This is a genomic window from Actinomadura geliboluensis, assembly GCF_005889745.1.
GTDB lineage: Bacteria > Actinomycetota > Actinomycetes > Streptosporangiales > Streptosporangiaceae > Spirillospora > Spirillospora geliboluensis.
Genome location: NZ_VCKZ01000062.1, coordinates 1 through 12587, shown reverse-complemented (window position 1 = coordinate 12587; position 12587 = coordinate 1). Strand labels below are relative to the sequence as shown.

Genomic DNA, 12587 nt, shown 5'->3' with positions numbered 1-12587 from the left:
CACGCCGGAGGCTGAACGCGGGCACGCAGGAGGCCGGACGCGGACACGCCGGACGCGGACACGCCCGAGCCCCGGAACCGGCGGATTCCGGGGCCCGGGCGGGCACGCGCCGCGGGCGGTCAGTAGTTGGGGTTGTTGGTCGTCGGGATCTGGATGCTGATCGGGTAGTCGGCCCCGGACAGCACGAACAGCACCGCCTGGCGGATGATCTCGTCGAAGGCCCAGTAGACCTGCCGCAGCTCCTTGGGCGCGTCGGTCATGTCGAGGATGCCCTCGCGGACGGCCACGAACGGCGGCCAGAGGTTCTCGAAGATCGGGTCCCACAGCGGTTCCCGCGGGATCTTCAGCCAGCCGGCGATCTCGTCGCCGAGCACGTAGCGGGTGAGGGCGCCGAGGATCGGCTTCGACAGGATGCCGAGGTCGATGAACGACGCCAGGTTGAGCAGCATGTCGGCGAGCTTGATGCCCTCGGGTGTGGGCGCGAGGATCGGGTCGAGCACCTGCGCGGCCTGGGAGTTCGCCTCGTCCCACGACTCGGGGATGTACTCGTCCATGATGCCGAGCATGTGCGCGGTGAGCTGCCAGGAGTGCAGGAAGGCCGCGGACTCGTCGGCGGGGATCGGCACCTTCCACTTGGCCAGCTGCTTCATGACCGTGGTGGGCAGGCTGTGCCAGGTGACCATCATGTCCGCCTGGCTGATCGGGATCTCCTCGTCGGCGGCCTTGTTCCAGTACGCCGACTTCGGGAGCAGGTACCGGACGCCCGAGTGGGCCAGCCGGGTCTTCACGCAGGTCACGATCATCTCGCCGTCGGGCTCGAAGGCCCTCTCGGTGCCGACGTCGTAGCCGAGCTTGGCGGTCTTGGTGATGCGGTCGCGCATGTCCGCGCCGCCCTTGGAGTAGTAGACCGCGCGCGCCTCCCGCGGGATCGCCGTGCTCATCATCCCGCTGGCGAAGCCGTAGGTGACGCCGAGGTACAGCCCGCGCTTCTCGTTGAACTCGAACGCCTTCGCGAGCTTGCCCCGGTCGGTCCACGACGGGAGCCGCCGGGCGCGCTCGATGAAGTCCTTCAGGTCGGCCGGCAGGCCCTTCGGCAGGTCCTGGCCGTTCTTGGTCCAGGTCTTCAGCAGCTTGTTGACCTCGGGAACCGCGCCCGCCTCCTGCAGGGAGGCGACCAGCTCATCGCTCTCGGGGTCCCATACCCACCGCGGGTCGGCGCCCTTGCCGGCGCCCGCGACCGATCCCTTCGGCGACCACGTCCACAGTGGCGCCGCCTGCGCGGGCGACGCGACGCTCAGCGCGCCGAGCGCGCCCAGCGTCCCGCCGGCCATCAGCACATGGCGTCTGGTGGGAGTCTCCATGCCTTCGCTCCTCCTCGGGGTGAGAGCGCCGCGGGGATACGCTGAAACGCAAGCCGTCTCCGTGTATCATCGCGACAGCGCCAATGAGAACACACCTGTGTCGGCCGCCACAAGACCCACCGTGACGGAAGGCGGGGATTGCGGCAGAATCGGATCGTCTCTGGAGGAGATCGTGGATTCTGTGTTGTCCTCTCTCATGGCGTCCTCGGGCGAACATGAATCGCTGATCGAACGCGCGTACACCGATGCCGTGGAGCAGGTCGACGAGATGGACGCGACCCGCGCCCGGGTTCTCGACGCCGCCTACGAGCAGTTCTCGAGGATGGGCATCCAGCGGTCCACGATGGAGGACGTCGCCCGGCGGGCGGGCGTTTCCCGCATCACCGTCTACCGGCGGTTCGTGACGAAGGACGCGCTCGTCGAGCACGTCGTGCGGCGCGAGTTCCGCCGCTACTTCGACCAGTTCCTCATCGACATCCAGCAGGCCGAGACCGCGGCCGACCGGGTCGTGCTCGGGTTCGTCAGCTCGCTGCGCGCCATCCGGCGCAACCCGCTGATCGGCGGGCTGATCGCCACCGAGCCGGACCTCGTCGTCCCGTCCATGATCAGCGACGGCGGGCGGACGGTCGCCACCGTGCGGGAGTTCGTCGCGGGCCAGCTCCGCCGCGAGCAGCGCGCCGGCACCGTGGCCGACGGCCTGGACATCGACCACGTCGCCGAGATGATGGTCCGGATCTCCGCGTCCTTCCTGGCCATCCCGAGCCGCCTGGTCGACCTCGACGACGACGAGCAGCTCGCCGCCCTGGCCCGGCGGTTCCTCGTCCCGATGCTCGACCCGCCGCCGCGGCGGCTCGACGACCCCTAGGCCGCCGTCCGGCGGGAGGGGCGCGTGCCGAACCCGGACAGCGTCGCCTCCAGCAGCGGCAGCGCGCGGCCCGCCCGCTTCGCCCGGATGACGAGGTCCCAGACGGGCTCGAACTTCTTCCAGCCGGCCGCGTAGGCGGCGTGCCGGGCCTTGCCGCGCAGCGTCGGTTTCGTCGCGGCGCCGCGCATGATCGAGCCCCAGCGGTAGAAGTCGCGGTAGGCGCGCCAGTAGCCGTCCTCGAGTTCCCGCGCGGTCATCTTGGCGGGTTCGAAGACGACCGTCCGGGTGTCGTACCTGTCCCAGTCGGAATGGAGGAGCCGGCCCGCGGCCGCCATGCGGTCGTAAAGGCGCGTCCCCGGATAAGGGGTCAGAATGTGGAAGGTCGCCGTCTCGATTCCCTGCCCGACCGCCCATTCCACGGTGCGGTCGAAGACGGCGGGGTCGTCCTCGTCCATCCCGAACACGAAACTGCCGTTCACCATCACGCCGCAGTCGTGCAGCCGGCGGACGACCGCGCCGTAGTCGCGGTCGATGTTCTGCCATTTGCGCTGCTCGGTCAGGTTCCCGGCGTTGACGGTCTCGAAGCCGACGAACAGGCTGCGCAGCCCGGACTCGGCGGCCTTCTCCAGCAGCCCCGGGCGCAGCACCGCCTGCACCGTCCCGGCCGCCTGCCAGAGCCGCCCCATCCCGCGCATCCCGTCGAACAGCGCGGTCGCGAACCGGGCGTTGCCGAACAGGTGGTCGTCCAGGAAGTACAGGTGCCGGCCCGGCAGCCGGTCGATCTCCGCCAGCGCCGCGTCCACGGTCTGCGTGTAGAACGACTTGCCGCCCTCGAAGAACGCCTCCTTGTAGCAGAAGTCGCACACGTGCGGGCAGCCGCGCGACACCACGATCGAGTTCGGCACCAGGTACCGCTCGCGGGCGATCAGGTCGCGGCGGACCGGCGGCAGCCCCGCGAGCGTCCGCTCGGACGAGGCGTACCGGGGCGCCGGGCGCCCGGCGCGGAAGTCGGCGAGGAACCGCGGCCAGGTGTCCTCGCCGGGGCCGAGGAAGACCGTGTCCGCGTGCCGGGCGGCCTCGTCCGGCAGCGAGGTGACGTGCAGCCCGCCGAGGCAGACGTGCGCGCCCCGGGCGCGGTAGTGGTCGGCAAGCTCGTAGGCCCGCCGCGCCGAGGTGATGTAGACCTGGATCACCACGAGCTCGGGCTCGTCCGACAGGTCGACCTTCTGCACGTGCTCGTCGGTCACCGTCACCTCGTCGTCCGGGCCGAGGTAGCCGGCGAGCGTGGCGAGGCCGAGCGGCGGGAACAGCGAGTACTTGATCGGGCGGAAGAACGGCGAGGTCGCCTCGGTCAGGGCCGGCAGGATCATCTTCACGCGCATGCCTCATTGGACGCCGCCCCGCCGCCGCCGTGGCGGCGGACCTGTGCCGATCGTGTGGAGATGCCGTGTCGTGCGGAGATGCCGCGGCGGGGAACTGTCGGCGCCCTCTTCTAGAGTCCCCGGCACGTGCGGGGGCGGGCGCCTCCGCTCCGCAGGCGGGTGAGGAGTGGCATGGGAGCGAAGACGGCGCTGCTGGGGTTCGCGGACGGCGACATACGGCCGGTGCTCGCGCGGGCGCGGCGCTCGGACCGGGCCGCCGCCGAGGACCTGGTCCGGCGCGTCCACCCCGGGTACGCGGTCGAGGCGTACGACGACGGCACCCTCGACCACACCTACCCGCCCGACGACGTGACCTACGCCGCCGCGTTCCCTGGAGCCGACGTGGTCATCGACCGCAGGATCGCCGGCGACCACCCGTCCGCGCTGCCCGAGCACCTGCTCGAGCTCGGCGCGGGGCGCCGGATCGTCCTGCACGCGATGCACTCGGTCGTCGACTGGCTGGCGTTCGCGATCTGGGAGGACGGGAAGCTGGTGCGCTCGCTCAGCCTCTCCCCGGACAGCGGCGTCCTGGAGAACATCGGCGAACCGCTGGACTTCGAGCGTCCGTACTGGGCGGGGGAGCACCCCGTCGACCCCGACCCGGTCATGTCGGACGGCGAGCCGTACCCGCTGCCGTTCCACCCCCTGGAGATGGGCGAGGACGCCCTGCGCGCCCTGTTCGGCTTCGTCATCGAAGGCCGGGTGGAGGGCACCGATCTGGAGCCGGAGGACGTCCACGTGCACGGGTTCCGGGTGACCGACCCGACCGGCCGCGAGCAGGCCGAGCGGGAGGCCGCCTACGCCGAGGCGATCGCGAACATGGGCGAGCCCAGGATCTTCACGCTGGGCCCGGACGGGACGATGCAAGAGACCAGCTTCGACGACCTCTGACCGGTCACGCCACCCCGGACGCCGGCCCGACCTGGCTGGTCACCGCCTACAATCCCGGGCCGTCCCCGCACCAGGCCGGCGCGGCGGTCAGCCGAGGCCGGTGAGCTTGCGCTCCAGGTGGGCCCGCTGCCGTTCACTGGCGCACAGCGCGATCGCCCGTTCCAGCTCGGTGCGGGCCTCGCCGGTGCGGCCCAGCCGGATGAGCAGCTCGCCGCGGACGGTCGGCAGCAGGTGCGAGTCGGTGAGCTTCCCGGCGGCCAGCAGGCCGTCCACGATCGGCAGCGCGGCCCCCGGCCCCTGGGCCATGGACACCGCCACGGCCCGGTTGAGCTCGACCACCGGGGACGGGGCGAGCCGCCCGAGCGCCTCGTACAGCAGGACGATCCGCTCCCAGTCCGTCGCCGCGACCGACGGGGCGGCGGCGTGGCATTCGGCGATCGCCGCCTGCAGGCCGTAGGCGCCGAGGCCGCGGCCGATCCGCCCGGCGCGGGCCAGGGCGGACCGGCCCCGGGCGATGGCGCCGCGGTCCCAGAGCGTGCGGTCCTGGTCTTCGAGGAGGATCGCCTCGCCGTCCGGGCCGGTGCGGGCGGGGAAGCGCGCGGCCGTCAGCTCCAGCAGCGCCAGCAGCCCGTGGACCTCCGGCTCGTCCGGCATCAGCCGGCCCAGCACGCGGGCGAGGCGGCGCGCCTCGCCCGCGAGGTCGGTGCGGACCACGGCGTCGCCGGAGCTGGCCGTGGACCCCTCCGTGAAGATCAGGTAGACCACGTTCAGCACCGATCCGAGCCGCTCCCGGCGCTGCCGGGCGGGCGGCACCTCGAACGGCACCCGGGCCGCCCCGAGCGTCTTCTTCGCCCGGGTGATCCTGGCCTGCACGGTGGCGGTCGGGACGAGGAACGCCGTGGCGATCTCGTCGCTGGTCAGACCGCCGATGACGCGCAGCGTGAGCGCCACCCGCGCCTCCCGGGACAGCACCGGGTGGCAGGAGACGAACATCAGCGCGAGGACGTCGTCGTCGATCCGGTCCGGGTCCCACAGGACGTCCCCGGCGTCCGGGTCGGCGGGCGCGCCCCCGGTGGCGGCGCCGCCCTCGCCCAGGTCGCGGGCGAGGACGGCGTACCGCTCGTCGAGGGCGGACCGCCGGCGGAACGCGTCGATCGCGCGGCGCCTGGCCACGGTGAGCAGCCAGCCCGCGGGCTGCCGGGGCACGCCGTCGCGGGGCCAGGTCACGAGCGCCTCGGCGAGGGCCTCCTGGGCGAGGTCCTCGGCGAGGGCGAAGTCGCCGGTGTAGCGCGCCAGCGCGCCGACGATCCGCGCGGACTCGGTCCGCCACACGGCGGCGACGGCCTCCCGGCCGGTCGGCTCGGTCATCGTCGTGGTCCCGGTCAGAGCTGGCCGGTGGACTCGCGCCAGGCCCGCTCCTTCTTGATCCACTCGTTGTCCTGCGGGAACTCGTCGATCGTGGTGACCCGGCGGATCTCGGTCTTGAACCCGGGGCCGGCCAGCGGGGACCGCTTCGCCCACTCGACGGCCTCCTCCTTGGAGGCGACGTTGAGGATGTAGAAGCCGCCGAACAGCTCCTTGGTCTCGCCGTACGGGCCGTCGGTGACGACGGGCGGCTCGGCCGAGTAGTCGACCACCACGCCCTCGGCGGCGTCGTCGAGGCCCTCGGCCGCGACCAGCACCCCGGCCTCGATCATCTCCTGGTTGTAGCGGCCGACGGTCGCGATCATCTCCGTGAAGTCGACGTCGCCCATCTGCGCGAAGCCCTCGTCGGTGGCGCGCATGATCAGCATGTACTTCATCGTTCTGCCTCTCTCTGGCTCGTCCAGGCCCCTTCGGGGGACCCTTTCACTCCTAGGTCGAGTGGAGGCAGCGCGGATCAACACACGCCCCAAAGTTTTTTTTCCGGGACCTTCGGCGAGTCAGTCGATGAACCGGACGTCGGGGTGCCGGGGGGAGGGGCGGTCGAGGATCGGGCGGTGCCTGCCGGACAGCGCCCGGTCGAAGAACGCCGTGATGTAGGCCCGCTTCGACGCGGTCATGCGCGCCGGGTCGACGGTCCCGATGGCGGCGGCGCGGTCCTGCTCGGAGATGTCGAGCGTCTCGTCCAGCTCGGGCATGAAGGACTGGACGTCGGTGTAGGAGTAGTGGCTGGCGGTGGGCACGTTGAGGTCGCGCTTCCAGCCGGTGGAGTTCTCCCAGAACGCGCCCCAGGACGGGGTGGTCCGGTGCGTCTGCGGGTCCCCGCCGGTCGCCGCGCCCATCAGCATGAACGGACGGTCCAGGCCGGTGCGGGCGACCTCGACGAAATCGTCCTTTCCGTACTGCATGGTGCCGTCCATGTTGATGCCGGCGTCCAGGCGCCGGTCGGTGCGCATCGCCTCGGCGGCCTGGATGCCTCCCGCGGAATGCCCGAACATGCCCACCTTCGACAGATCGAGGGTCCGGCCGAGGCCGTGCGGGAGGCGCCGCCCCTCGGCGTCGGGGTTGCGGCCGTTCCGCAGGTCGGCGAGCCGGTCGAGGACGAACCGGGTGTCCTGCACCCGGGTGGCGAGCGCGGTCCGCAGCACCCCGTCCGGCCGCTCGGGGAGGCGCTGGCTCTCCACGCGCCCGCCGGGGAACTCGACCGGGGCCGTCTCGTAGGTGTGGTCCATGGTGACGACCACGTAGCCGCGGCTGACCAGCTCCTCGGCGACGCCCGTGCCGAGCACGCGCGGCACGCCGAAGCCGGGGGAGTAGAGGACGACGGGCCGCGCGCCGCGCCGCGCGTCGGCCGGGGCGGACTCGGCGGCGTGCGTGCGCGCGCCCGCCCAGTCGACGGTCCCCGCCTTGAACACGCCCAGCGCGTCGACCTTGGAGAGCACGTCGGCGACTCCGGGACGCAGGTACGGCGCGGTCCGCCCGGACGGCTTTTCGGCCGGGTACCAGACGCTGACCATCAGCTCGCGGGTCCGGCCGGGGACCCAGGGGTCGGGACGGCCCTCGTCCACCAGGTGCAGTTCCGTGGTGCCGATGGCCTGGTGCGGGCCGGTCGGGCGCGGCAGGGTGAACGTCGCCGGCGCGGCGGCGGCGGTGCGGACGGCGGCGGCGGACGCGCCGCAGGCGGCGAGGGGCAGGGCGAGCGGCAGGACCGCCGCAGCGGTGAGCGCGCGGAGGCTTGGACGTGATCGCATGGTCCCCACCCTCGCGACCGGCGCCCCCCGCGCGTCATGGCCGAAAGCCACTCGTCCCCCCTGCCGGTCGGCAGGGGGGACGAGTGCCCGCCCGCATTCACGGGTGCCGGGTGGCGCTGACGGTCAGACGGCCTGCCACAGAGCCGGCACGTTCGGCGGAGTCCAGCCGGGCTGGGCCTGGTGGGCCTGGATGCAGCGGTAGCTGGCGCCGTTGTAGGTGACGACGTCCCCGGCCTGGTAGACGGTGCCGACGGCCCAGGTGCCGCTCGGCGGGTCGTCCGGCGGGTCGTCGGGCGGGTTGGAGCCGCCGGTGTACAGGGTCAGGCCGTACACCGAGAGCCCCTCGTTCACGGGCTGGAAGAACGTCGTCCCTCCGCTGGAGCAGTTGCCGGAGCCGCCGGACGTCGTGCCCTGCGCCTGCGTGCCGGCGATGAACGAGCCGCCAGAGTCGCCGGGCTCGGCGCACACGTTCGTCTGGGTCACCCCGGAGACGGTGCCCTGCGGGTAGGTGACGCTGGTGTTGAGCACCTGGACGGTGCCGCAGTGCCAGCCGGTCGTGGAACCGGAGCGGCACACCGGCGAACCGGCCTGTGCGACGGTCGAGCCGGTCACGTCGCGGTCCTGGACGGACCCGTAGCCGTTCACCTTCGCGGTCGGGGTCCAGTTGCTGTTCGTCGCCACCCAGGCGTAGTCGTTGCCGGGGAACGAGGAGCCCTGGAAGCTGCCCTGCTGGACCTGGTTGTACCCGGTCGTGGTCGTTCCCGGCTGGCCGCAGTGTCCCGCGGTGATGAAGCCGGGCTGGCCGCCGCGGGTGACCGAGAAGCCGATGGAGCAGCGTCCCGAGCCGTTCATGTAGTAGGCGTCGCCTCCGCGCAGGTTGTAGTACGTGCGGGGCTTGATGTCCGACCGCTTCACGGTGACCGAGCCGGCCGGCGCCCCGGCCGCCTTCACGAACGCGCGCGCCTCGGCGGGAGCGGAGGTCAGCACCACGACCCGGTTGCCCTGGACGTCCACGTACCAGACGGGGGAGCGGGTCGTGGACGTGTGCGCGGCGGCGCGGTCGAGCCTGGTCTTCACGGCGGTGAGCTCCGCCAGGCTGTGCTCGACGACCTGGGCGCGGGCGCCGCGCGCGGTGATCTCCCGCGCCTCGGCCGCGTCGGTGGTGGCGACGTGCAGCGTCCCGGCGGTCTTGCCGGTGACCCAGCTGCCGGCGAAGCTGCCGCCGAGCTTCAGCCGCAGCTTCCCGGCGGTGACGCCGGTCTCGAACTGGTTGACGAGGGCCTGCTTCGCCTGGGCCGCGGTGAGGCCGAGGTCGCGCTGCATCGCCGCGAGCATGGCCGGCGCCACGTCCGCGGCGGTCGCCGCGGAGTAGGGGGCGGGCGTCGGCGGGGCGGCGGGTTCCGGCTGGGCCGCCGCGACGCCCTGGAGGCCGGCGAGGCCGAGGACGCCAGCGGACAGCACGGCGACGCGTCGGCCGCGTCTGTGAGACATGGTCTCTCCTTGGGGGTGGGGGTGCGGCAAAAGTAGATGATTGCGACAAGCTGGAGAAAGCACTCCCAGGCCGCGTTCTGGCGACTTGCCGCCGGTGTCTTTTTCCGCCACCGATGCCACTTGCCGGGGCCCGCCCGGCCGGGGCAAGGTCGGAAGACTCCGGTCGAGGCGCGACCGGGGCGCGGGTAGGGAAGATATGCGGCCGGTGCCGGGATCGCGAGCAGGATCTGCGGTTTTCAGGGGCGGCTCCGGCCGCGCGCACGCGCGCGTACTCGTGAGTACGCTCCGGGCGCGGCGAAGCCGGCCGGGGATAAGCCGCAGAAGGGTTGGCCAGTTTGCGTTCCTGCTAGATAATCCGGTCCATGTTCCCGCCGACCGAGACCGGGGAGAATCCATTCGCGACGCTCGGTGTCAGCGTCCGGCAGCAGGCGCTTTACACGGCGCTGCTGCACCATCCGGGCAGCACGCTCGGCGAGCTGGCGGCGCTGTCGGCGGAGCCACCGCCCCGGCTGGCCGGGCTCCTCGCGGAGCTGCAGGCCCTCGGCATGGTCGGCGTCGACCCCGCCCCGGACCCCGTGTACTTCCCGCACCCGCCGGACGCGGTCGTCGAGACGCTGATCCGCCGCCGCGAGGCGGAGTTCATCCGGGCGCGCATCGCGGCCAAGCGGCTCAGCGGCGACCTGCTCACCGCCGAGCAGCGCGCCAACCCCCGGAAACTGGTAGAGATCATCGACGGGGTGGACGCGGTGGTCCAGCGCTACGAGCGGGCGCAGCGCGCCGCGGTCCGGCAGGTGAAGGCCATTGACAAACCGCCCTATGCCGTCGATCCCGCCCAGCCGAACGAGATCGAGCGGGAGCAACTCGCGAACGGCGTGGAATACCGCGCCATTTACACCCCGGACGCCCTCGCGATCCCCGAGCGGCTCGAAATAGCCCGGCAGGACTCCGTTCTCGGGGAACGCGCCCGGCTGCTGGGCAATGCGCCCGCCAAACTCGTCATCGTGGACGACGAAATGGCGCTGATGCCGCTGCGGGACGGCGAACCCGGCACCACCGCGCTGATTCGCCCGTCCACCCTCCTCGATATTCTCATCGGCGTGTTCAATGCCTGCTGGGAGCAGGCCGCCCCGCTGCATTTCGACGAGGACGGGGCCGCCCCGCCCGACGTCTGGCCCCGGCTTTCGGAGGCCGACCGGCACATGCTGACCCTGCTCGCCGCCGGCCTCAAGGACGAGGCCGTCGCCCGCCACACCGGGATGGGCGCGCGCACGGTCAGCCGCCACGTCGCCCGCCTGATGCGCACGCTCAACGCCCGCACCAGGTTCCAGGCGGGGGTGCACGCCGCCCGGCGCGGCCTGCTCTGACCTCCGGCCCCGGGGTCCTGCCCAGCGGGACGCGGGCAGAGCGTCCCGGCCCGGTTGCCGCACACTCGCGGGATATGGACGCCCAGCGCAGCGAATGGTCCGACCGGCAGGAGATCCACGACGTCGTCCTGCGGTACTGCCGCGGCATCGACCGGCTGGACTTCGCGCTCGTCCGGTCGGCGTACCACCCGGACGCCCTCGACCACCACACCGGCTTCGACGGGACGCTGGACGAGTACCTCGCCTGGGTCGAGCCCAAGCTGCGCGCCCGGCGCGGCGGCACGATGCACATCGTCGCCAACCACCTGGTCGAGCTGCTCGGCGACACCGCCATCAGCGAGACGTACGGGACGTCCGTCCACTGGGGCGAGCCCGCCGACGATCCGCGGGCGAACTTCACCAGCGGCGTCCGATTCGTCGACCACATGGCCTGGCGGGACGGGCGGTGGGCGATCGCCGAGCGGTGGGCCGTCCGGGAGTGGACCAGGTCGGACGCCGGCCGGCTGATGCCCAAGGAGGGCGCGGGGCCGTCCGGCAGCAGGGACGGGGACGACCCCTTGATCCGGTTGCGGCGGAGGCTGCGGGGAACGGAGGCAGGCGCGTGAAGGTAGGGATCAGCTCGCCGATCGTGGCGCTGGCGGGCAACCGCCCGGCCTGGGAGGCCGCGGCGGGCACCGCCGAGCTCGTCCGGGTGGCGGAGGCCGCCGACCGGCTCGGCTACGCGTTCATGACCTGCGGGGACCACGTCGCCGTGCCGCCCGGCCTGCACCGCGGGGAGCGCTTCTACGACCCGCTGGCCACGTTCGCGTTCCTGGCGGGCCGGACGCGCCGGCTCCGGTTCCTGCCGTACGTGCTGGTGCTGCCCTTCTACCACCCGCTGGAGATCGCCAAGCGGTACGGGACGCTCGACCACCTGAGCGGCGGGCGGCTGGTCCTCGGGTTCGGGGTCGGGAACCTGAAGGAGGAGTTCGACCTGCTCGGCGTCCCGTTCGAGGACCGGGGGCCGCGCGCCGACGACGCCCTCCGGGCGCTGCGCGCGGCGCTGTCCGGCCGGGTGGTGTCGTACGAGGGGCCGTACTACGCGTTCCAGGACATGGTGGTCGACCCGCACGCCGTCCAGGAGCGGGTGCCGATGTGGATCGGCGGGCACAGCGAGCGCGCCCTGCGCCGCGCGGTCACGCTCGGGGACGGCTGGGCGCCGGCGCCGCAGTCGTTCCGCGGCCCCACCCCGGAGCTGATGCGGCAGATGCTCGACCGGCACGACCTGCCGGACGGCTTCGACGTCCTCCTCACTCCCGGCGAGCGCCTCGACCCGGTCAACGAGCCCGGCCGGGTCGGCGAGATCATCGCGACGGCGGAGAAGGCGGGCGCGACCCACATCAACCTGACGGTCCGGCACGAGTCCCTCGCCCACTACCTGGAGCAGCTGGAGGCGTTCGCCGCCGCCGCCGGTCTCGACGCCGAGACGTGATCCGAGATGTGACCTGAGGCTGACCCGAGGCTGACCCGAGGCCGCGCACTGGAACGTTGAGCCGACCGGCCTACGCTGTTAGCTTCACCGCGTGGACGACATGCGTGCACAGGCGGCGGCGGTCGAGGAATTTGCGGCGGCCCTGCGGGAACTGCGGAAATCGGTCGGCAATCCGCCGTTCCGCGAAATGTCAGCCCGGTCCGGGGCGATCTCGCACACCACCCTGTACGAGGCCGCGAAGGGCAACAGGCTCCCCAGCTGGGGCACCACCGTCGAGTTCGTCAAGGCGTGCGGTGCGGACCCGGCCGAGTACCGCGAACGCTGGGAAGGGGCGAACCGGATCGTCGGCTCGGCGCGGACCGGGCGGCCCGAGGCCGTCGCGGGCACCGCGGCGGGGCGCCCGAACGGGGGAACCGCGGCCCCCGCGAGCGCCCCGGAACGGCATGCCGTCCACATCGCCGTCGACCCGCCGCTCGGCCCGCCCGGTCCGGGCGCGCCGCCCGAGCCGCCGCCGTCCGACGAGAGCGCGCACGACGTCCCGCCGCCCGCC

11 protein-coding genes and 1 pseudogene are annotated in these 12587 nt (G+C 72.7%); 6 read left to right on the top strand and 6 right to left on the bottom strand.

Annotation, left to right across the window (positions count from 1 at the left end):
- Nucleotides 1–119: 119 nt before the first annotated feature.
- The gene (locus tag ETD96_RS11630) at nt 120–1361 is read right to left on the bottom strand and encodes an oxygenase MpaB family protein (protein WP_138636323.1); all 1242 of its coding nucleotides are present in this window, start codon (nt 1359–1361) and stop codon (nt 120–122) included.
- Between the two features lie 196 nt (nt 1362–1557).
- On the opposite strand from ETD96_RS11630, the gene ETD96_RS11625 reads away from it, so the two are divergent.
- Nucleotides 1558–2226, top strand: a complete 669-nt coding sequence (locus tag ETD96_RS11625) for a TetR/AcrR family transcriptional regulator (protein WP_138636336.1) — start codon at nt 1558–1560, stop codon at nt 2224–2226.
- On the opposite strand, the gene ETD96_RS11620 is transcribed toward ETD96_RS11625, so the two are convergent.
- On the bottom strand, nt 2223–3608 hold the full coding sequence (locus ETD96_RS11620) for a B12-binding domain-containing radical SAM protein (protein ID WP_138636322.1): 1386 nt from the start codon (nt 3606–3608) through the stop codon (nt 2223–2225). The genes ETD96_RS11625 and ETD96_RS11620 overlap by 4 nt on opposite strands.
- A 171-nt stretch (nt 3609–3779) precedes the next feature.
- On the opposite strand from ETD96_RS11620, the gene ETD96_RS11615 reads away from it, so the two are divergent.
- Nucleotides 3780–4538 carry a DUF6928 family protein gene (locus ETD96_RS11615; RefSeq protein ID WP_138636321.1) on the top strand — a complete coding sequence of 253 codons (759 nt, stop codon included), beginning with the start codon at nt 3780–3782 and terminating at the stop codon, nt 4536–4538.
- An 87-nt stretch (nt 4539–4625) separates the two neighbouring features.
- On the opposite strand, the gene ETD96_RS11610 is transcribed toward ETD96_RS11615, so the two are convergent.
- From ETD96_RS11610 to ETD96_RS11595, 4 genes are all read right to left on the bottom strand, one after another.
- Complete coding sequence (locus tag ETD96_RS11610) at nt 4626–5906, bottom strand: RNA polymerase sigma factor (RefSeq protein ID WP_138636320.1); 1281 nt, start codon at nt 5904–5906, stop codon at nt 4626–4628.
- A gap of 14 nt (nt 5907–5920) precedes the next feature.
- The gene (locus tag ETD96_RS11605; RefSeq protein ID WP_138636319.1) at nt 5921–6340 is read right to left on the bottom strand and encodes a YciI family protein; all 420 of its coding nucleotides are present in this window, start codon (nt 6338–6340) and stop codon (nt 5921–5923) included.
- Nucleotides 6341–6460: 120 nt separating this feature from the next.
- Nucleotides 6461–7711: an alpha/beta hydrolase family protein gene (locus tag ETD96_RS11600; RefSeq protein WP_205719217.1), complete on the bottom strand. Its 1251-nt coding sequence runs from the start codon at nt 7709–7711 to the stop codon at nt 6461–6463.
- Nucleotides 7712–7834: 123 nt separating this feature from the next.
- Nucleotides 7835–9202, bottom strand: a complete 1368-nt coding sequence (locus ETD96_RS11595) for a carbohydrate-binding protein (protein ID WP_138636318.1) — start codon at nt 9200–9202, stop codon at nt 7835–7837.
- 362 nt (nt 9203–9564) lie between these two features.
- Here ETD96_RS11595 and ETD96_RS11590 point away from each other — a divergent pair, with 362 nt between their 5' ends.
- From ETD96_RS11590 to ETD96_RS11575, 4 genes and pseudogenes are all read left to right on the top strand, one after another.
- On the top strand, nt 9565–10566 hold the full coding sequence (locus tag ETD96_RS11590) for a helix-turn-helix transcriptional regulator (RefSeq protein WP_138636317.1): 1002 nt from the start codon (nt 9565–9567) through the stop codon (nt 10564–10566).
- A 74-nt stretch (nt 10567–10640) separates the two neighbouring features.
- On the top strand, nt 10641–11171 hold the full coding sequence (locus tag ETD96_RS11585) for a nuclear transport factor 2 family protein (RefSeq protein ID WP_138636316.1): 531 nt from the start codon (nt 10641–10643) through the stop codon (nt 11169–11171).
- A complete protein-coding gene (locus ETD96_RS11580; protein WP_138636315.1) occupies nt 11168–12037 on the top strand; it encodes an LLM class F420-dependent oxidoreductase in 870 nt (289 codons plus the stop codon). The genes ETD96_RS11585 and ETD96_RS11580 overlap by 4 nt, the downstream gene beginning before the upstream one ends.
- A gap of 91 nt (nt 12038–12128) precedes the next feature.
- Nucleotides 12129–12587 (top strand): annotated as a pseudogene (locus ETD96_RS11575) (hypothetical protein); the annotation flags it as partial.